Consider the following 19,354-nt stretch of genomic DNA (forward strand, 5'->3'; position numbering starts at 1 on the left):
GGGGAGGGAGTATGCCGGGTCAGAACAGCACGGTGGCGTATTGACCGACTTGTTGGAAGCCGATTTTGCGGTAGGCGGCCAGCGCGGCGGTGTTGTAGCCGTTGACGTAGAGGCTCGCGGTGCGCCCCATCCCGTGCACGAGCCGCGCGACCACGGCCGCGGTGCCCGCGGTGCCGAGGCCGTTGCCCCGGCGTTCCGGGTGCACCCAGACCCCCTGGATCTGCCCGACGGTCGTGGACAGCGCGCCGATCTCCGCCTTGAACACGACCTGCTCGCCCTCGAACCGGGCGAACGCGCGCCCGCCCGCGATCAGCTCGGCGACCCGCGCGCGGTAGCTCGCGCCGCCGTCCCCGGCGCGGGGGTCCACGCCGACCTCTTCGATGAACATGGCGATGGCCGCGGGCAGGTACCGCTCGAGCTCGTTCGGGCGGACCGGGCGGACGAGCGGGTCGCAGGCCAGTTTCGGGGCGCCGTCGAGCGCCATCAGCGGCTGGTCGTGGCGGACTTCCCGGGCCGGGCCCCATTCGACGGCGAGTTCGTCCCACAGGCCCAGGACCTGCTCGGCCGGGCCGACGAGCGAGGAGCACGTCCGCTGCTTGCGCAACGCGCGATCGGCGAACGAGCGCAGCGCCGACGCGTTGCCGCGCAGCGGAATCAGGTTCGGGCCGGAGAAGCACAGACCCTGTATCCGCCCGGATCGGGGCGTGCGGAAGTCGGCGGCCCACAGTTCGCCGCCAAGCCGCCAGGGATCGAGGCCAGCCACCTCGACCCGGGCGCTGACCATGCAGCTACCGACCGGGTCGGCGGCAAGCGCGGCACGAACCGCCGGATAGTCCCGATCATCGAGCAGCCGTGCACCAGCAAGCCGCAACACGCGCTCTAGCGTGCCAGATAATTCCCCGTAACGGAAAACAAACCTCGCGTACACGCTGCGCGGCGACCCGGGTGCGGTGTTGGATGCGGTCCATGCAGCGTTTCACCTACCGCGTCATCGAGCTCCGCGAGAAGCTGATCGGCGGCAAGATGTCGGGCGCCAAGCTGGAGAAGATCCTCAACGACAACGCGGCCGAGGGGTGGCAGCTCAAGTCCATCACCACCGCCGAAGTCAAGGGCCGAATCGGTCCAGGCGGGGTGGAGGGCCTGCTCCTTACCTTCGAGCGCCCCGTCGACTGACCCGCGCCCGGCCTCGTCGCCACCGAAAAAACGCAAGGGACCTTCGCTCCGGCAGAACCGGAGCGAGGGACCTTTACTCCGCTCAAACCGGAGCAAAGGTCCCTCGCTATTTTTGGTGCCCCCGGTCAGGCGGCGCCCCGATAGGTGCCGAACGTCCACAGGTTCCCCTCGGCGTCGCGGAGGGTGAACGTGTGCGAGCCGTAGTCGGTGTCGGTCAGCGGCTCGACGATCTCCGCGCCGGACTCGGTGACCCGCCGGTGGATCTCGTCCACCCGGTCGGTCACCACGTAGACCGCGCCCGTGCCCGCCCGCTGGGCTTCGTAGCCGCCTTTGCAGACACCCGCGTCGCCGAGCATCACCCCGCCGCCTTCGGGCCAGCGGAGTTCGGCGTGGGTGACGGTCGTGCCGTCCTCCCCGGTGACCACCAGGGTCTCGGTGAACCCCACGGTGTCCACCAGGAACTTGAGCGCGGCCCGCGGATCGTCGTAGCGCAGGGCGGGCCAGATGGTCGGTTGTGCTGTCATGCCCCCGAGTCTGCGGCGGAGAACACCCGCGAGTCTTGGAGGAATGGGAGCTCCTCGGCGATCCAGGTGCGCGGTGAGCACCCCGCGAGGGCGCGCCATTCGTTGCTCAGGTGCGCCTGGTCGTAGTAGCCGCAGTCGGCCGCGACCCGCGCGAGGTCGACCCGGCCGCGGACCAACCGGAGGGCGCGCTCGAACCGCAGCACCCGCGCCACCTGCTTCGGGGACAGCCCCAGTTCCCGCCGGAACAATTCCCCGAAATGTCTACGGCTCCAGCCGATCTCCTCGGCGAGCGATTCCACCCGGACCCGGCCGTCCACCCCGAGCATCCGCCGCCACGCCCAGCCGACCTCGGGCGCCGACCCCGGGCCGTCCGCCGCGACCGCGCCGAACACCTCGTCCAGCAACGCGAACCGCCCCGCCCAGTCCGGCACCTCGGCGAGCCGCCCGGCCAGCGACGCCAATCCCAGGTCGCCGAGTTCGACGACCTGCCCGCTCAGCTCGGCCGCGGACACGCCGAGGAGCGTGCGCACGCCCAGCGGGTTGAGTTCGACGTGCAGCCCGCACTGCACCGGATCCTGCGCGATCAGCACGGGACCGAGGTGCATCCCGCCGACCAGCGCCTGCATCGGCGTCTCACCGGTGATCCGGACCGGCCGTTCCAGGCTGATGATCAGGGTGACGTGCCGCGAAGGCAGGCCACGGTGCACGCCCAGCGTGACGTCGCGCTGGGCGTAACCGATGTAGCGCGCGACCAGGTGCCGCAACGCGGGATGCGGCCGCGCGACGGCCCAGGCCGTGCTCGGTTCCGTCACCCCAACAGACTAAGAGCCCTAGCCGACGGTGACGACCGGTTCGCCGCCGACGCCTTCTTCGCCCGCCTCCTCGGCGATGCGCATGGCCTCCTCGATGAGGGTCTCGACGATCTGGTGCTCGGGCACCGTCTTGATCACCTCGCCCTTGACGAAGATCTGCCCCTTGCCGTTCCCGGAAGCCACGCCGAGATCGGCCTCACGCGCCTCGCCGGGCCCGTTCACCACGCAGCCCATCACCGCGACCCGCAGCGGGACCTCCATCCCCTCCAGGCCCGCGGTGACCTCGTCGGCCAGCTTGTAGACGTCCACCTGCGCCCGCCCGCAGGACGGGCAGGACACGATCTCCAGCTTGCGCGGGCGGAGGTTCAGCGACTGCAGGATCTGCGCGCCGACCTTGACCTCCTCGACCGGCGGCGCGGACAGCGAGACGCGGATCGTGTCGCCGATCCCCTGCCGCAGCAGCGCGCCGAACGCGACCGCGGACTTGATGGTGCCCTGGAACGCGGGCCCGGCCTCGGTGACGCCCAGGTGCAGCGGGTAGTCGCACTGCTCGGCGAGGATCTCGTAGGCGCGCACCATGACCACCGGGTCGTTGTGCTTGACCGAGATCTTCAGATCGTGGAAGTCGTGCTCGGCGAACAGCGACGCCTCCCACAACGCCGACTCGGCCAGCGCCTCCGGGGTGGCCTTGCCGTACTTCTCCATCAGCCGCTTGTCCAGCGACCCCGCGTTGACCCCGATCCGGATCGGCGTGCCGTGGTCCTTCGCGGCGTGCGCGATTTCCTTGACCTGGTCGTCGAACTTGCGGATGTTGCCGGGGTTCACCCGCACCGCCGCGCATCCGGCCTCGATCGCGGCGAACACGTACTTCGGCTGGAAGTGGATGTCGGCGATCACCGGGATCTGCGACTTCTTCGCGATCGCGGGCAGTGCCTCGGCGTCGTCCGCGCTCGGGCAGGCCACCCGCACGATGTCGCAGCCCGCCGCGGTCAGCTCGGCGATCTGCTGCAGCGTCGCGTTGACGTCCGCGGTGAGCGTGGTGGTCATCGACTGCACGGAGATCGGGTGGTCGCTGCCGACGCCGACCGGTCCGACCTGCAGCTGCCGGGTCTTGCGACGCTCGGCCAGCACCGGCGGCGGGAGTGCGGGCATTCCTAACGCGACGGAGGTCATCGATTCCTCTGCAACCGTGGTGCGCAACGCTTGTCGACCCCAACGATACCTTCGGGCCCGGGTCGTGAGTGTTCCGGCCGGTTCTGACCGGTCTCCCCACTCACGACCCGTGACCAGCGGAAACGTGTGTTATCGCAGGCGGATCGGGTTGACGATGTCCGCGGTGACCGTGAGCAGGGTTACGGCCCCGCCGATCAGCACGAGCACCACGGTGACCGCCGAGAGCTTGCTGTAGTCGACCGGTCCGCCCGCCGCCTTGCCGCGGAGTTTGCGGATCCAGTCGCGCACCCGCTCGTACCAGGTGACCGCGATGTGCCCGCCGTCCAGCGGCAGCAGCGGCAGCAGGTTGAACACGCCGACGAAGAAGTTCAGGCTCGCCAGCAACAGCAGGAACAGCTGCCACAGGCCCTGCTCGACGGCCTCGCCGCCGATCCGGCTGGCGCCCACCACGCTGACCGGGGTGTTCGGATCGCGCTCGCCGCCGAAGATCGACTCCACCACGGCCGGGATGCGCTGCGGGAACTCCATCAGCCGCTGCCAGGTCTGCACGAACATGTCGCCGGTGAAGCCGGCCGCGCCGCCGATCCCGCTGACCACGTTGTACTCGAAGTACTTGGGGAACGTGACACCGATCGTCCCCTCCTGCTTGATCAGCGGAGGGCCGTCCGGATTCGCCGGATCCGTCACCGGCCGGTCGACCTTCGTCACCTCGATCCGCAGCGGCACGATCTCGCCGTTCCGGCGCACCTCGATGTTCACCGGGCCGGCGGCCTTCTTGATCTTGTCGGTGACCTCGGGATAGGTCGGCGTCGCCACCCCGCCGACGGACACGATCTCGTCGCCGGGCTGCACGCCGCCCTGCTTCGCCGGGGCCGGGTCGCCCGGCCGGCACACCGGGTTGAGCAGCTCGTTCGCGGTGTGGGCGTCCCGGACGCAGCCCGCCACCGCCTGGATCTGCGGGGTGCCGGTGATGTTCGGCAGGCCCATGGTGACGGCCATCAGGTAGAGCACCACGAACCCGAGGATGAAGTGCGTGATCGACCCGGCGGCCAGGACGACGGTCCGCTTCCAGGTCTTGAACTTCCACATCGCCCGGGGCGCCTCGTCCGGGGTGACCTCGTCGAGCGCGGTCATCCCGGCGATGTCGCAGAACCCGCCGAGCGGGATCCACTTCAGGCCGTACTCGGTCTCGCCTCGCCGGAAGGAGAACACCTTCGGGCCGAAGCCGACGAAATACCGCCGGACCTTCATGCCGAAGGCCTTGGCGGTCAGCATGTGCCCAGCCTCGTGCAGCGCGACGGACACACAGATGCCCAGTGCGAAGAGCACGACACCGAGAATGTAGGCGAGCACGCGCTACTTCCCTCCGATCTCGGCGGCGCGGGCGCGCGCCCACTGTTCCGCGGCGAGTACGTCTTCCACGTCGCGAGGTGCCCGACGCCAGTCGCCGGCGTCCTGCACCACCTGGGCAACAGTGTCCACGATGGACGTGAAGCTGGTGTTCCCGGCCAGGAACGCGGCCACCAGTTCCTCGTTCGCGGCGTTGAAGACGGCCGGGAGGCAGCCGCCCTCCCGGCCCGCGTGCCGGGCCAGCTCCACGGCCGGGAAAGCCGCGTTGTCCAGGGGTTCGAAGGTCCAGGCGGACGGCGATTCGAAGGCGCACGCGGCCGCGGCGCCGGGCACCCGAGCGGGCCAGTTCAGCGCCAGCGCGATCGGCAGGCGCATGTCCGGCGGGCTGGCCTGCGCCAGCGTCGAGCCGTCGACGAAGGTGACCATCGAATGCACGATCGACTGCGGGTGCACCACGACGTCGATCCGCTCGTAGGGGACGCCGAACAGCAGCTGGGCTTCGATCAGCTCGAGCCCCTTGTTGACCAGGGTGGCCGAGTTGATGGTGACCACCGGTCCCATGTCCCAGGTCGGATGCGCCAGCGCGGCCGCGGCGGTGACGTCGGTCAACTCCGCGCGCTTGCGCCCGCGGAACGGCCCGCCGGACGCGGTGAGCACCAGTTTGGCGACCTCCTCGGCCCGGCCGCCGCGCAACGCCTGGGCCAGCGCCGAATGCTCGGAGTCGACCGGCACCAGCTGACCGGGCTTCGCCGCCTCGAGCACCAGCGGGCCCCCGGCGATCAGCGATTCCTTGTTGGCCAGCGCGAGCGTCGCCCCGGTGCCCAGCGCGCGCAGCGTGGGCGCCAGCCCCTGCGAACCGGTGATGCCGTTGAGCACGACGTCGACCGGCACCGCGTCGATGAGCTCGAGGATCGCGTCGGCTCCGGCGAAGATGCGGGGCAACCGGAACTCACCCCGGGAGTAGCCGCGCTGCTGGGCCTCGGCGTACAGCGCGAGCTGCAGATCCTCCACCACGGTCGGCTTGATCACCGCCAGCGCGTCGACCTGGTGCGCGAGCGCCTGGGCGGCCAGCGCCGCGGGGTCCGATCCGCCCGCGGCGATCCCGGCGATGCGGAACAGGTCCGGATTGCGGGCCGCGACGTCGAGTGCCTGCGTGCCGATCGAGCCGGTGGAGCCCAGGACGAGCACGGTTCGTGGAGAGTTCATTACGTCGATTATCGCCAACCCCCGGCGCGGGTCATCGGCGAGTCACCCGGGACCGTATGGGATCATCGCTTGGCAAGCAGGCACCGGGCCGTGAGGAGTGGTCGTGGCAGGCAAGGCGGTCGAGAAGCGCGGGCAGGCGGTCGTCACCAAGGTGGACCCCCGTGACGAGCCGTCGGCGGAGTGGGGCTGGCACGGCCGCTTCCCGAAGGCCACCCGGCTGATGGCGCTGTTCTCCGCGATCGTGATGTTCGCGATGCTGATCGGCAACCACCACGGCCGGACCGAGGACGTCTGGCTGATCGGCCTCGGCGTCGGCATCATCGTGCTGCTCCTGATCGACCTGCGCCGCCGGCGCACCGCCTGGCGCCGCTGAAAACCGCCGAATAAGGTCACAACCCCATAACCGGGGCCGGATCCGCGCGCGTTCTCCGTACTGTCTCCGCACGTGGACGCTTCGATGGTCGCGGTTGTCGGGCTTGTCCTGCTCGGGGTCGGGGTGCTCGGCGCCCTGCTGCCCAGCGTGCTGCTGCTCGTCCGCAAGCGCGCCTCCCGGGCGGCCGCGGGCGAACCCGGCCCGGTGCGCCCGAGGTCGGCGCGCGAACTGGCCGAGGAGGCGAAGGCCTCCGGCCCGCCCGATCTCACCGCGACCCAGCTCGACTTCTATGTCCAGCACCACGAGAAGGCGCTCTCGGACAGCGCGCTCACGTTCCGGCTGGGGGTGCTGTCCGCATCACTCGGTTTCGTCGCGATCCTCGGCTCGGTGGCGATCTTCGTGTTCCGCGGTGGCGACTCGGCCTGGATCGGCACGGTCAGCGGCGCGGTGTGCGAGGCGGTCGGCCTGCTGTTCTTCGCCCAGGACCGCGAGGCGCGCAAGCAGGCCGACCGGATGTTCGCCATGCTCGACGCCCAGGTGGTGCGGACCTCGGCCACGAACACCGCGCGGGAAATCGCGGAAAGCCTGCCGGATGGCGAGAAGCAGAAATTGCTCGTCCAGATAGCGGTTGCTCTGGTCAAAGGATCTCCACCGGAGGCCGCGGGTGACATTTCACCGCGCGAGAACGACTAACCGGCGAGGATGAAACCCCGGACCGGCGGCAGTCGAGGTATTCCATGACCCGGAAGAACAAGTACTGGCTCGGCGTGCTGTCGGTGATGGCGGCGGGCCTGCTCCTGCTCGTCTTCTCGGCCTTCGGCGCGAACGGCCCCGAACCGGCGCCGCCGAAACCGTGCGAGGGCCCGGCCACCACGATCACGGTGCAGTCCTCGCCGGAGAAGTTCGACGTGATGACCAGCCTGGCCGCCGCTTATTCCGCCGCACACCGCCCGGCAGGCACTACCTGCGGTGCGGCCCGGATCGTCGCCTCGGTCGGCAGCACGGTGCCCGGTTTCGCCTGCGGCTGGGACGAAGCCCGGTTCGGGGCGCGGCCCGACGTGTGGAGCCCGGCGACCCGGACCTGGCTGGTCGTCGCGCAGAACCTGCACGAGACCCAGTGCGCGCAGAACCAAACCCTGCTCCCACCCGCCGCCGACCGGCAGGCTCCGTCGCTCGCGCAGACGCCGATGGTGATCGCCATGCCCCGGCCGATGGCCGAGGCGATGGGCTGGCCGAACGCCGACGTGGGCTGGAACGACGTGCTGCAGCTCGCGCAGTCCCCGGACGGCTGGAAGCTCAAGGGGCATCCCGAATGGGGCGCCTTCAAACTCGGCAAGACGAACCCGAACTACTCGACCACCGGCCTGCACGCGACGATCGGCGCCTTCTTCGCGGCCACCGGATCGACCTCGGACCTCACCCAGGACGACCTGAACGACGAGCGGGTCGCCGACTTCATGCGCGAGGTCGAGCGTTCCGTGGTGCATTACGGCGAAACCACGCTGACCTTCCTGCGCAACCTGTACGACGCGGGCCGGGTCCCGGGAGCGAACGGCCTGGACTACATCAGCGCGGTGACCGTGGAAGAGAAGTCCGTCATCGACTACAACCGCGGTTATCCCGAAGGCAAGATCGAAGGGGCGGGAACCGGCGGGCCGCCCGCCGTGCCGCTCGCGGCCTTCTACCCGAAGGAAGGCACGGTCGTCTCGGAAAACCCCTACGTCGTGCTGAACGCGAGCTGGGTGGACGCGGCGAAACGGGACGTGGCCAACGACTTCCTCGCCTACCTGCTCGCCCCGGAACAGCAGGCCGCGTTCGCCGAAGCCGGTTTCCGTTCCCCGCACGGCACGCCCGGCCCTGCCCTGGCGGCGTCGGCGGGTGTGCTGCCGGACAAGGGATTGAACGTCCTCAACATGCCCGCCGGGGACGTCCTCGCGCGGATTCCCGAGGCATGGGGCCGGATCCGCAAGGCGGCCAACGTGCTGTTCGTCGTCGACGTCTCCGGTTCGATGCGGAACGCGGACAAGCTGCCCCTAGCGCAGCAGGCCGCGCGGAGCGAAGCGGCACTGGGCACGTTCCGCGCGGACGACCGCCTCGGGCTGTGGGAGTTCAGCGGCCCGCGCGGGGGCGACAGCAGGCCGTGGCGCGAACTGGTGCCGCTCGGCGAGTTCGCGACCACGCGGCAGCCGTATGCCGACCGGATCGGCGGGCTGACCGCCGACGGGCCCACCGCGTTGTTCAACACCGTGCAGGCCGCGAACGAGGCGATGCGCAAGCACCTCGACCCCGGCCGGATCAACGCGATCGTCCTGCTCAGCGACGGCGAGGACGAATACGTGGGCGACAACATCGGACTCGACCGCCTGCTCGCCGATCTGACGTCCGGCGGCGCCGATCAGCAAATCCGGGTCTTCCCGATCGCCTACGGGGACGAGGCGAGACCGGCGGTCGACCAGCTGCGCCGGATCGCCGCGGCGACCCGGGCGAAGCTGTACCACTCCACCGATCCCCGGTCGATCTCGAAGGTCTTCTCCGACGTCCTGTCGAATTTCTGAACCCCGTCACCGGCGACTTCGACGTGGCCACCGGAAAGTTATCCGCTGAAATCAGGACAACTCGCCGGCCACTCCGGCCAGTTCTTCACCGACCGTCTCGGGTTCCGCCGGTGCGGGTTTGTTCCGGCACAGCAGGGAAGCGATCGCGCCGATCACGCAGACCGCGATCGCGAACGAGAAGGCGATGGAAAGACCTTCTGCGAACGGACCGGAGATCAGGTTCGGGAAGAAACTGCGCCCGGTGAGGAAGTTCGCCTGATCCGGCGGCAACTGGGTCAGCTGCGGGCCGAGCAGTTGCTGGATCGGGTTGTAGCCGAGGAACGCGGCGAACAGCACCGCCACCGCGGGCAGGTGGGCGAGCTGGTCGGCGGACGCGGCGGGCACGCCGTGCTCGGTGAGTCCCCGGCTCATCGCCCCGGGCAGATTGCTCGACAAACCCGCGATGATGAGGCTGAAGAAGAACCCGATCGACAGCACCATCGCCGCGTTCTGGAAAGTCGTCATCATCCCGGCGCCCGAACCGCGCGAATCGGCGGGCAGGCTGTTCATCACCTCGGCCCGGTTCGGCGAGGAGAACATCCCCATACCGATCCCGTTGAGCAGCAGGATCGCCGCGAAGGCCCAGTAGTCGAAGTCCACCGGCAGCGCGATCAGCAGGCCGAACGTCACCGCGGTGATCGCCATCCCGCCCGCCGCGAGCAGCCGGCTGCCGATCCGGTCGGCGAGCACGCCGGACGTCGGGGCGGACACCAGGAACCCCACGGTCATCGGCAGCATGTAGATCCCCGCCCAGAGCGGGGTTTGCTCGAAGCTGTACCCGTGCTGCGGCAGCCAGATCCCCTGCAGCCAGATGATCAGGATGAACTGCAACCCGCCCCGGCCCAAGGAGGCCGCGAGATTGGCCAGATTCCCCCAGGAGAACGAGGAAATCCGGAACAGCCGCAGCTTGAACAGCGGGTTGGCGACCTTGCTCTCGATCACCAGGAACGCCAGCAGCACGGCCACTCCGCCGATCAGGCAGGTCAGGACGAACGGGCTGCCCCAGCCGGTCGGCGCGTCCCGGTAGGGCTGGATGCCGTAGGTGATCCCGACCAGCACGGCGATCAGGCCGACCGCGAACGTGATGTTGCCCCACCAGTCCATCCGGGCCCGTTGCCGGACGCCGGTGTCGTGCAGTTTCAGGTACGCCCAGATGGTGCCGATCACCCCGAACGGCACGGAAACCAGGAAGATCAGGTTCCAGTTGACCGGGGCGAGCACCCCGCCGACGATCAGGCCGAGGAACGAACCGGCGATCGCGGCCACGCCGTTGATGCCGAGCGCCAGGCCGCGCTGGTTGGCGGGAAACGCGTCGGTGAGGATCGCCGATGAGTTGGCCATCAGGAAGGCGCCGCCGATGCCCTGCACGATGCGCCAGCCGATCAGCCAGAGCGCGGCGGCGTCCCCGTCGAACCAGGTGATGGCGAGCAGCACCGAGGACACCGTGAACACGGCGAAGCCCATGTTGTACATCCGCGCCCGGCCGTACATGTCGCCGAGCCGCCCGAAACTGACCACGAGCACCGCGGTGACCACCAGGAAACCCATGATCATCCACAGCAGGTAGCTGGTGTTCGCGGGTTCCAGCGGGTTGATTCCGATGCCCTTGAAGATATCCGGCAGCGCGATCAGCACGATCGAGGAATTGATCGTCGCGATCAGCATCCCGAGCGTGGTGTTGGACAGCGCGATCCACTTGTACCGCGGCCCCAGCTCGTGTCCCGCCTTCCGTCTGCGATCCACCGCCACCCCGCTCGTCATCGGACCTCCCGTCGCGCGTCAATTAGCTATGCTAAGTAACTTGCTTGGGGGAAACAACCAATTCCCGGCGGCCCGCGCGAGAGACCGATCACAGAACGAAACCAGTGCTTTGTCAGTCCTTTGTGGACCCTTTATTCCCCGGCGCCACCGGCCCAGACCAGGGTGACCAGGCTCCGGCCGGACGAGCCCAGATCCGGCGGCACCGCGGGATCGCAGCCGAACTCGCGCAGCGCGCGGTCGACCTCGTCCGTCCGGCCCGCGGGCAGGCACAGCCGTCGCCGGGTGACCGCCACCAGTTCGGCGAAGGTGGCGTGTTCCGCCTCGGCGGGCCGTTGCCAGCGGATCACGCGCGGCCGGACGCCGAGTTCCCGCAGTGCCGCGACGCAGTCCTCGGCAGTGGGCCCCTCGGGGCGGCTGATGCCGTGGAACCGCCGCCACAGCGGGTTGAGCTCGGTCAGCGGATGCCGGGCGGCGATCTCGGCGACCACCCGGCGGCGGGCGTGGCCGGTGAGCGCGGCGACGAACGGACCGAGGTCGGCGACGTTGTAGAGCACGTTGCCGCAGGTGACCACATCCGCCGGTCCGGCCTCCGCCGCGAGGTCGGGCCACCTGCCCCGCAGCACGCGCGCGGGGACACCGAGCCGGGCCGCTCGTCCGGCGAACGCGTCCAGCAGCGGGCGATCGCCGTCCACCGCGGTCACCGATTCGACCCTGCCCGCCGCGGCCAGCGGCAGGCTGGTGGCACCCGCCGCGGCACCGACGTCCAGCACCGTCCCCGGTTCCCGGAGGGCGGCGAGACCTTCGGCGTAGGTCGCCCCGATCGGGCAGGCGAGCTGGGCGTCGGCGCGGCGGACGAACACCTCGCGCGGCAACACCCACGGCGACTCCGGCGCCCCGGCCAGCACCGGTTCCGGGATCGCCCACGCCGCCAGCGCATCCGACCACGCTCGTACCGCGTTCACCAGACCAAACTAGACATCGAACCGGTCTCGCGGAAGCATCGGGCACGAGCACCGAGTCCACCACCGAGAGCGAAGGCCGGGTGAGCGCCATGAACATGCGGCGCATGGCGCGGGAGGAACGGGCGGATTTCGCGGCGTTCCTCGAGACTCTGACACCGGAACAATGGGACGCGCCGACGCTGTGCGCGGATTGGCGGGTGCGGGACGTCGTCGCGCACGTGATCAGCTACGACGAACTGGACACGCGCGGCCTGGTCGCGCGCTTCGCCAAGGGCCGGTTCCTGCCCGATCGGATCAACGCCGTCGGCGTGGCGGAGTACCGCACGCGCACCCCGGAAGAACTGGTGGCGCTGCTCAAGAAATACGCGGATCCGCGGGGACTGACCGCGGGGTTCGGCGGCATGATCGCGCTGGTGGACGGGCTCATCCACCAGCAGGACATCCGGCGCCCGCTCGGGCTGCCCCGCGAGGTCCCCGCGGAACGCCTGGTGCGCACGTTGCGATGCGCGTTGCTCGTCCCGCAGGTGCGGGGTTTCTGGCGTGCCCGCGGCCTGCGCCTGGTCGCCACCGACCTCGACTGGTCCGCCGGCTCCGGGCCGGAAGTGCGCGGCCCGGCCGAGGCGATCCTGATGGCCGTCGTCGGCCGGCGGGGTGTGGTCGAGGAGCTGTCCGGCCCGGGCCAGCACATTCTCGCGGGCCGTATCCGCTGACGTTCAAATGAGGGGGCGCCCGGTCCGGATCCTCCGGCGCACGTCCCACAGGTAGAAGTTCAGCGGGAACCGCCGCAGCACGCGGGGCAGCCGCCGGACCACGGCCGCGATCGCGGACATGAGCCGGTCGAAACGGCGCTGCTGGCGCGGCGTCCACGGCAGCCGCATCTCCTCGCGGAACCGCGGCGGCAGGAACCCGGTGGTGACGAACCTGTTGAATGGTCCTAAAAGGACACTTACGAACCGGGGCAGGAACCGGAACGTGGTGATCTTGTAGAGGTGGTCGCGGACGGTGTCGTCAATGGACACCTGTTCGAGCGCGTCGTTCCAGTAGTCGGCGAAGGCCGCCCGATCGGCGGGCCACATCTCGGGCCGCACCTGCAGCGTGGTCCCCAGCGTCGCGGAGGCGTGGTAGACCGCGTCCCGGGTGTCCGCATCGGCGGGCCCGGCGAAGAGCAGCCAGCAGTCCTCGACGCCCCGGTACAGGCAGGCCGCGACCCAGAGTTGCAGATCGCGGTCGAAGGCGTTGTACCGCACCGGACTGTTCTCGTCGGAGCGCACCTGCGCGTGCGCGGTGTTGACCGCCCGGCGGTAGTGCCGCTTGTCCTCGTCGGTTCCCATCGTCGCGACCGCGAGGTAGGTCAGCGTGGTGCGCAGCCGTTTGAACGGCCGCCGGAACAGGTTGCCGCTGTCCACTTTGCTCTCGACGACGCCGTAGCCGACGCCGGGCCGGGCCAGTTGCATGATCACGTTCGCCGGACCGGCCAGGAACGCACCGGCGCCGATCACCGCCTGGTCGAGGACGGCCTGATCCGGCGGAGCGTCGCCTGCCGTGGTGTCCATGAACGCGGTCCCTTCGACTCGATCTGCACACAACCGTTAGCAGAAATGGAACGGGATGCGGAACGATCTGTCAAGATGGGCGCCATGGAGACGAGCTCGCTGCGGGTGTACGGCGGTGTGACCGGCGACGATCGGCAGGCGGACCGCCGCGCCCAGTTCATCGAGGCCGGCCTGGACCTGCTCGGCGCCGGCGAAGGCGAGCCGAATCTGACCGTCCGCGGGGTCTGCAAGCACACCGGCCTGGCCGCGCGGTACTTCTACGAGAGCTTCCCCGACCGCGACGCGCTCGCCCTCGCCGTGTTCGACCACGTGGTCGAGGGCATCGCCACGACGACGCTGGCAGCCGTGCGCACGGCCGAACCGAGCGCCGACGCGAAGGTGCGAGCCGGACTGACCGCCCTGGTGCGCCGGATCGCCGAAGACCCGCGCCGGGGACGCCTGCTGTTCTCCCCGGCGCTCAACGTCCCGGCGCTGCTGCGGCGGCGAGCCGAATCCACCCGCATGTTCGTCCAGCTGCTCGGCCTGCAGGCGCAGGAGTTCTACGACATCCCCGACAGCGCGCGCCTCGCGCTGCTCGCCGAGTTCCTGGTCGGCGGGCTGGCGCAAACCCTCACCGCGTGGCTGGACGGCACGCTCCCCCTCGCCGAATCCGATGTCGTGGACCAGTGCACCCGGCTCTTCCTGACCGCCGGGGAACTGCGCTGACCTACGCTCCGGGAAGTCAGCCTTCGGCGGCGAGTTGGCCGCAGGCGGCCGCGATCTCCTGGCCGCGGGTGTCGCGGACCGTGCAGGCCACGCCTCCGGCGTTGACCCGGCGCACGAACTCCCGTTCCACCGGCTTCGGCGAGGCGTCCCATTTGCTGCCCGGCGTCGGGTTCAACGGGATCACGTTGACGTGCACCAGATTCCCCAGGTGCTTCCGCAGGACCTTCGCCAGCAGGTCCGCGCGCCACGGCTGGTCGTTCAGGTCCCGGATCAACGCGTACTCGATGGACACCCGCCGGCCGCTGGTCTCCGCGTAGAACCGCGCCGCACCGAGCACCTCGTCCACCGGCCACCGGTTGTTCACCGGCACCAGCGTGTCCCGCAACTCGTCGTCGGGCGTGTGCAGCGAAACCGCCAGCCGCACCGACATCTTCTCCTCGGCGAGTTTGCGAATCGCCGGAGCCAGCCCCACGGTCGACACGGTCACCGCGCGCTGCGAAATACCCAGGCCACCCGGCGCCGGATCGGTGATCCGCCGCACCGCGGCCACCACCCGCTTGTAGTTGGCCAGCGGTTCGCCCATGCCCATGAACACGATGTTGGACAGGCGGCCGGGGCTCGGGGTGCCGTCCGGACCGGGCATCTGACCGTCGCGCATCACCTTCGCGGCCGAACGGACCTGGTCCACGATCTCCGCGGTGGACAGGTTGCGGTCCAGCCCGCCCTGGCCGGTGGCGCAGAACGGGCATGCCATCCCGCACCCCGCCTGGCTGGAGATGCACAGCGTCGCGCGGCCGGGGTACCGCATGAGCACGCTCTCCAGCAGCGTCCCGTCGTGCGCGCGCCACAGGGTTTTGCGCGTGCTGCCGTCGTCGCAGGCGAGCGCGCGGACCTCGGTGAGCAGCGGCGGCATCAACTCGTCGACCAGCCGCTGCCGGGAAGCGGCCGGGATGTCGGTCATCTCTTCCGGGTCGACGGTCAGCCGGGCGAAGTAGTGGTTGGACAGCTGCTTGGCGCGGAAGGGCTTCTCGCCGAGTTCGGCGACCGCCTCGGCCCGCTCGGCCGTGGCGAGATCCGCGAGGTGCCGGGGCGGCAACCCGCGTCGCGGCGCGTCGAAAACCAGGGGAAGACCAGTCATAACCGAGTCATTGTCCCATGACCCGATCAGCCCGCGTCGAGGCGGCCCAGCTCACAGCACGTTGCATCGCGACCGTTTCCGATATATCGTGAGCCTGTCGGAACATAACGAGAAAGGACACCGACCATGAGACGACGACCATTCCCCCACGACGCGTTCCCCCGCGAGGACGTCCGCGAGGCCTTCGGCCCGTGGTCCCGCGGCGGTTTCGGCGAATTCCCTCCGGGCTGGGGCCCGGGCGGGCGCGGCCGCGGCATCCCCGGGCACGGCCGGGGCCACGGCGGGCGCGGTTACGGACGGCGCGGCAGGCGCGGCGACGTGCGCGCCGCGATCCTGGCGCTGCTGGCCGAGCAGCCGCGGCACGGTTACGAGATCATCGGGGAGATTTCCGAGCGCAGCGGCGGCTTCTGGAAGCCGAGCCCCGGCTCGATCTACCCGACCCTGCAGATGCTGGCCGACGAAGGCCTGGTGATCAGCCGGGAGGAGAACGGGAAGCGCCTGTTCGAACTCACCGACGAGGGCCGGACGGCCGCGGAGTCCGCGGAGGGCACGCCGCCGTGGGAACAGATCGCGGACGGCGTCGACCCGAACGAGGTCAGCCTGCGCCGCGCCGGAGGAACCCTGATCGCCGCGGCCATCCAGGTCTCCCAGGCCGGCACCCCGGCCCAGAAGGCGAGGGCGGTCGAGGTGCTCAACGAGGCGCGCCGCTCGATCTACGGCATCCTCGGCGAAGTCGACTCCGACGAAGAGGACGACGAGTGATCAAGCCGGACGAGGCCGGTGGGCTTTTCGCGGATGTGCACGCGATAGCCCACCGGCAGCGTCAACGGCTCCACCACACGACCGGGAAACCCGTTGAGCCGTAAGACATCCGCGATCGCCTGATCCGCGACCTGCGCGCTGAACTCGATCTTCAGCACCGATTCCACGCTCGCGCGGTCGTCGAACCGCCAGCGGGTTTCCACCTTGCGGCAGCGAAAACCCGCGTCGGCGAAGAACCGCTCCACGCGCGGCGGGTCGTAGTCGGGAAGGTCCGCGCGCATCCAGCCGCCGTACGGTTCGCTCGACACGTCGAGATCGACGATCACCAGCGCACCGCCCGGCCGCAGAACCCGTTCCGCTTCGCGCAGCCCGGGTTCGCAGCCGGGGCCGAAGAAGTACGCGGTCCGCGCGTGCACGAGATCGACACTGGCATCCGGCGCGGGCAACCGCTGCGCCGCGCCACGGCGGACTTCGACGCCGGGCACTCCGGCGACCCGCCGTTCGGCGCGGCGCAGCAACGGCAGATGCGGTTCCACTCCCAGCACGGATCTCGCCGACTCGGCGAACCGCGGCAGGTGGAACCCGTCGCCGCAGCCGACATCGAGCACGTCCCGGCCCGCCCAGTCGAACTCCTCGCGGAGCACCCGCCAGATCTCGCCGCCGACGTCCTGGCTACGATTCTCGAGCTCGTAGGCCGCCGGGTAGTACCAAATGTTCGGACTGGGCAATATGTCCACTTTGTCCGTTCCGGGCCGCGGTGCGAATCGGGCGATTCTCCTCACCCCGCCAGCATATTCGCGCGGCAGCGCACGCGCGGACGCGGCGATCTAGGTGAAGACCCCCACTCGGCCTTGTCTCGCAGGGAATGTTTGCGGAAAATTTACGTCTCTCGTTCCCGTGATCGGCAGCGGACGACGAGCGTGCAAGGAGGGGGCCGGCATGTCGCTCGATTCGCCAGCAACTCACTTCGTCCTTCCATCCGGGCTTCCGTGCTGGGTGGAACTCGCGGCGGCGAACGAGCCCGCCGCGCAACGGTTCTACGCCGGATTGTTCGGCTGGGACTTCAAGGAGAAACCGGATCCGGCGACGGTGACCAAGCGGTACTCGATCGCGTACCTCGGCGGTGTCCAGGTCGGCGGGCTGTACCGCGCGACGGCGGGCCAGCCGGTGGGCTGGACCCTGCATCTCGCGGTGCACAACACGGTCAGCACCGCCGAGTGGGTCGAACACCTCAACGGCCGGGTGATGCTGGGGCCGATGAACATCCCCGGGCGCGGCAGCATCCTGCACGCGGTGGATCCGACCGGAGCGCCGGTGGTGTTCTGGCAGCCCGCCGACGGCTGGGAGTTCGGGACCGGGCTGGCCAACATGTTCGCCGGCGCCGACCTCAACACCCACGACGGCGCGAGCGCCGACTACTTCTTCTGCAAGCTGTTCAACTACACCAGCGAGCAGATCGGGGACGCGCACAGCATCGACTACGCGGAATGGCGCCTGGACCACCAGCCGGTGCTCTACCGGTACGTGATGGGGCCCGAGTACCGGCCCGACACACCCCCGCACTGGATGATCTACTTCGAGATCGATCCGGCGCGCGGCGCCGACGCGGCCGCCGAGGACGCGCGGATGCTCGGCGGCACGGTGGTGATCCAGCCCTACGACACCCCGTTCGGCCGGATCGCGGTGCTGGCCGATCCGGACGGCGCGGTGTTCTCGATCATCGACCACTCGCAGGTGGTCGAGGGCTGGGGCCGGGCGGAAGTCGACGATCCCTACGACGACTAGCTAGCCGGTGCTGTGACCGGAGGGGGGCGGCGACTCTCAGGAAGAGGGTCCGTAGCAGGCGGCGATCGCGGCGGCGCGGTCGCGCAGACGGGTGCGCAACCACCGCGGGGTCAGGGCTTCCGCGTCCGTGCTGAGCTGCCACAGCGCCCATTCGGCGTGTCGTGAGTCCTGGAAGGTCACCTCCAGCCGCAGCCAGCCGTCCGCATCGGCTTCTTCGGCGCGGACGGCCAACGCGGTACTCACCAGGTCCTCCCGCCGCGCCGGGTTCACCCGTACCCGCACCGCGACCTGGTCGCCGCCGGTCCGGAACCGCGTGCTGCGTTCCTGCCAGGCCCGGTCCAGATCGACCCGGTCCGCTCGCTGGGCGGGTTCGTCGAGTTCTTCGGCGGCCGACACCCGCGACAGCCGGTAGGTGCGGTCCGCGCCGGATCTCGTGGCCAGCAAGTAGCCCTGGCCGCGTACGGTGACCAGGCCGATCGGGTCCACCGTGCGCCACCGCGGCGCCTGACCGGTGGCCGCGTAGTGGATGCGCAGCTTGTGCCCGGCGAACACCGCGCGCCGGACCTCGGCCACGACGGCGTCGGGCACCTCCTCGGCAACCACGCGGCGCGCGAGGAGATCGGTCTCCGGGTCGATGAGCAACCGCTGCGCCACACCGGCCGCGGTGTCCCGATGGCTTTCGGGTAGCGCGTCGACCACCTTGAGCATGGCCGAAGCAAGCGCCGAGCCGAGGCCGAACACCTGCGCGCCGCGCCGCGATCCGGCGACCAGCAGGGCGAGCGCCTCGTCGTGGTTCAGTCCGGTGAGTTCGGTCTGGAAACCGGGCAACAACGCGAAACCGCCGTGCCGGCCGCGTTCGGCGTAGACCGGGACACCGGCCGCGGACAGCGCCTCGATGTCGCGCAGCACGGTGCGGGTGGACACCTCCAGCTCGCGGGCCAGCGTGGCCGCGGACAGCCGACCGCGCTGGCGCAGCAGCAGCACCAGCGAGACCAACCGGTCGGCACGCATGCGAAAACCCTACGGGAATACCCGACACAGGATGTCGTGATTCGTTGGGAAGCTGATCAACATGACAAGCAAGACAGTGGCCACTGAGCCGAACGACCTGGGCAGGTACTTCATCGAACGCGCCAACGCGCGCGACGTCGACGGCCTGGTGGCGTTGTACGAGCCGAACGCCGTGCTGGCGTTTCCGCCGGGCAATCTCGCGACCGGACACGCGGAGATCCGCAAGGTGTACGAGCAGTTCCTCGCGTCCGAGCGGGTGCTCTCGCCGGGTAGGCAGCATCCAGCGCTGGTGAGCGGCGACCTGGCACTCACGGTGACCTCGCTGCCCAATGAGATGACCGTCGAGATCGCCCGTCGCCAGCCGGACGGGACCTGGCTATGGGTCGTGGACCAGCCGGTACTCGTGCCGTAGCGGGGCGGTGGTGGGCTCGCGCGACCGAGCCCACCACCGCTCGAACCGGCACGAATGGCA

General features: G+C 69.9%; 21 protein-coding genes. 9 read left to right on the forward strand and 12 right to left on the reverse strand.

All coding sequences use genetic code 11. The features are described 5' to 3' along the window. Positions 1-19 precede the first annotated feature (19 nt). Positions 20-874 (reverse strand): GNAT family N-acetyltransferase, encoded by an 855-nt coding sequence (locus FXO23_RS42440; protein ID WP_158893157.1) that lies wholly within the window; start codon positions 872-874, stop codon positions 20-22. Between the two features lie 92 nt (positions 875-966). On the opposite strand from FXO23_RS42440, the gene FXO23_RS42445 reads away from it, so the two are divergent. Further along, on the forward strand, positions 967-1,173 hold the full coding sequence (locus FXO23_RS42445) for a DUF4177 domain-containing protein (protein ID WP_158893159.1): 207 nt from the start codon (positions 967-969) through the stop codon (positions 1,171-1,173). A 125-nt stretch (positions 1,174-1,298) separates the two neighbouring features. Here the strand turns inward: FXO23_RS42445 and FXO23_RS42450 are convergent, their stop codons facing one another. The 5 genes from FXO23_RS42450 to dxr form a co-directional block, all read right to left on the reverse strand. Next, complete coding sequence (locus tag FXO23_RS42450; RefSeq protein ID WP_158893161.1) at positions 1,299-1,697, reverse strand: VOC family protein; 399 nt, start codon at positions 1,695-1,697, stop codon at positions 1,299-1,301. Further along, positions 1,694-2,509: a helix-turn-helix domain-containing protein gene (locus FXO23_RS42455; RefSeq protein ID WP_158893163.1), complete on the reverse strand. Its 816-nt coding sequence runs from the start codon at positions 2,507-2,509 to the stop codon at positions 1,694-1,696. The genes FXO23_RS42450 and FXO23_RS42455 overlap by 4 nt, the downstream gene beginning before the upstream one ends. Positions 2,510-2,527: 18 nt before the next feature. Beyond that, a complete protein-coding gene (gene ispG, locus FXO23_RS42460; RefSeq protein ID WP_179957039.1) occupies positions 2,528-3,661 on the reverse strand; it encodes a flavodoxin-dependent (E)-4-hydroxy-3-methylbut-2-enyl-diphosphate synthase in 1,134 nt (377 codons plus the stop codon). A gap of 150 nt (positions 3,662-3,811) precedes the next feature. Continuing rightward, positions 3,812-5,035 carry a M50 family metallopeptidase gene (locus FXO23_RS42465; protein ID WP_158893167.1) on the reverse strand — a complete coding sequence of 408 codons (1,224 nt, stop codon included), beginning with the start codon at positions 5,033-5,035 and terminating at the stop codon, positions 3,812-3,814. Between the two features lie 3 nt (positions 5,036-5,038). Beyond that, positions 5,039-6,238: a 1-deoxy-D-xylulose-5-phosphate reductoisomerase gene (dxr, locus tag FXO23_RS42470; RefSeq protein ID WP_158893169.1), complete on the reverse strand. Its 1,200-nt coding sequence runs from the start codon at positions 6,236-6,238 to the stop codon at positions 5,039-5,041. 97 nt (positions 6,239-6,335) lie between these two features. On the opposite strand from dxr, the gene FXO23_RS42475 reads away from it, so the two are divergent. The 3 genes from FXO23_RS42475 to FXO23_RS42485 all read left to right on the forward strand — a co-directional run bounded on the left by FXO23_RS42475 (position 6,336) and on the right by FXO23_RS42485 (position 9,166). Then, positions 6,336-6,611, forward strand: coding sequence for a DUF2631 domain-containing protein (locus FXO23_RS42475; RefSeq protein ID WP_158893171.1), 276 nt, complete (start codon positions 6,336-6,338; stop codon positions 6,609-6,611). A gap of 72 nt (positions 6,612-6,683) precedes the next feature. After that, positions 6,684-7,304, forward strand: a complete 621-nt coding sequence (locus tag FXO23_RS42480) for a TRADD-N-associated membrane domain-containing protein (protein ID WP_158893173.1) — start codon at positions 6,684-6,686, stop codon at positions 7,302-7,304. Positions 7,305-7,348: 44 nt separating this feature from the next. Then, positions 7,349-9,166, forward strand: coding sequence for a substrate-binding and VWA domain-containing protein (locus FXO23_RS42485; RefSeq protein WP_158893175.1), 1,818 nt, complete (start codon positions 7,349-7,351; stop codon positions 9,164-9,166). Between the two features lie 51 nt (positions 9,167-9,217). On the opposite strand, the gene FXO23_RS42490 is transcribed toward FXO23_RS42485, so the two are convergent. Together FXO23_RS42490 and FXO23_RS42495 are read right to left on the reverse strand one after the other, a co-directional pair. Beyond that, positions 9,218-10,966, reverse strand: a complete 1,749-nt coding sequence (locus tag FXO23_RS42490; RefSeq protein ID WP_158893177.1) for an MFS transporter — start codon at positions 10,964-10,966, stop codon at positions 9,218-9,220. A 131-nt stretch (positions 10,967-11,097) separates the two neighbouring features. Then, positions 11,098-11,928, reverse strand: coding sequence for a class I SAM-dependent methyltransferase (locus tag FXO23_RS42495; RefSeq protein ID WP_158893179.1), 831 nt, complete (start codon positions 11,926-11,928; stop codon positions 11,098-11,100). A gap of 89 nt (positions 11,929-12,017) precedes the next feature. On the opposite strand from FXO23_RS42495, the gene FXO23_RS42500 reads away from it, so the two are divergent. Beyond that, positions 12,018-12,638 carry a maleylpyruvate isomerase family mycothiol-dependent enzyme gene (locus FXO23_RS42500; RefSeq protein WP_158893181.1) on the forward strand — a complete coding sequence of 207 codons (621 nt, stop codon included), beginning with the start codon at positions 12,018-12,020 and terminating at the stop codon, positions 12,636-12,638. Positions 12,639-12,641: 3 nt separating this feature from the next. Here FXO23_RS42500 and FXO23_RS42505 read toward each other — a convergent pair whose 3' ends face one another. Beyond that, positions 12,642-13,481, reverse strand: coding sequence for an oxygenase MpaB family protein (locus FXO23_RS42505; protein WP_158893183.1), 840 nt, complete (start codon positions 13,479-13,481; stop codon positions 12,642-12,644). 84 nt (positions 13,482-13,565) lie between these two features. Between FXO23_RS42505 and FXO23_RS42510 the strand changes: the two genes are divergently transcribed. Further along, positions 13,566-14,186, forward strand: a complete 621-nt coding sequence (locus tag FXO23_RS42510) for a TetR/AcrR family transcriptional regulator (RefSeq protein WP_158893185.1) — start codon at positions 13,566-13,568, stop codon at positions 14,184-14,186. Between the two features lie 16 nt (positions 14,187-14,202). Here the strand turns inward: FXO23_RS42510 and rlmN are convergent, their stop codons facing one another. Further along, complete coding sequence (gene rlmN, locus FXO23_RS42515) at positions 14,203-15,324, reverse strand: dual-specificity RNA methyltransferase RlmN (protein WP_158893187.1); 1,122 nt, start codon at positions 15,322-15,324, stop codon at positions 14,203-14,205. A 126-nt stretch (positions 15,325-15,450) separates the two neighbouring features. Here rlmN and FXO23_RS42520 point away from each other — a divergent pair, with 126 nt between their 5' ends. Further along, positions 15,451-16,086, forward strand: a complete 636-nt coding sequence (locus FXO23_RS42520; RefSeq protein ID WP_179957036.1) for a PadR family transcriptional regulator — start codon at positions 15,451-15,453, stop codon at positions 16,084-16,086. Here the strand turns inward: FXO23_RS42520 and FXO23_RS42525 are convergent. Next, positions 16,038-16,817: a class I SAM-dependent methyltransferase gene (locus tag FXO23_RS42525; protein WP_246258365.1), complete on the reverse strand. Its 780-nt coding sequence runs from the start codon at positions 16,815-16,817 to the stop codon at positions 16,038-16,040. The genes FXO23_RS42520 and FXO23_RS42525 overlap by 49 nt on opposite strands. A 208-nt stretch (positions 16,818-17,025) precedes the next feature. Between FXO23_RS42525 and FXO23_RS42530 the strand changes: the two genes are divergently transcribed. Beyond that, positions 17,026-17,871 carry a VOC family protein gene (locus FXO23_RS42530; RefSeq protein WP_158893189.1) on the forward strand — a complete coding sequence of 282 codons (846 nt, stop codon included), beginning with the start codon at positions 17,026-17,028 and terminating at the stop codon, positions 17,869-17,871. Between the two features lie 36 nt (positions 17,872-17,907). Here the strand turns inward: FXO23_RS42530 and FXO23_RS42535 are convergent, their stop codons facing one another. Next, positions 17,908-18,882 carry a helix-turn-helix transcriptional regulator gene (locus tag FXO23_RS42535; RefSeq protein WP_158893191.1) on the reverse strand — a complete coding sequence of 325 codons (975 nt, stop codon included), beginning with the start codon at positions 18,880-18,882 and terminating at the stop codon, positions 17,908-17,910. Positions 18,883-18,943: 61 nt separating this feature from the next. On the opposite strand from FXO23_RS42535, the gene FXO23_RS42540 reads away from it, so the two are divergent. Then, entirely contained in the window at positions 18,944-19,294 is a 351-nt protein-coding gene (locus FXO23_RS42540) for a YybH family protein (protein WP_246258361.1), read from the forward strand. The last annotated feature ends 60 nt before the right edge of the window (positions 19,295-19,354 follow it).

Origin of the sequence: Amycolatopsis anabasis (assembly GCF_009765355.1) — a bacterium.
GTDB classification, from domain to species: Bacteria; Actinomycetota; Actinomycetes; order Mycobacteriales; family Pseudonocardiaceae; genus Amycolatopsis; species Amycolatopsis anabasis.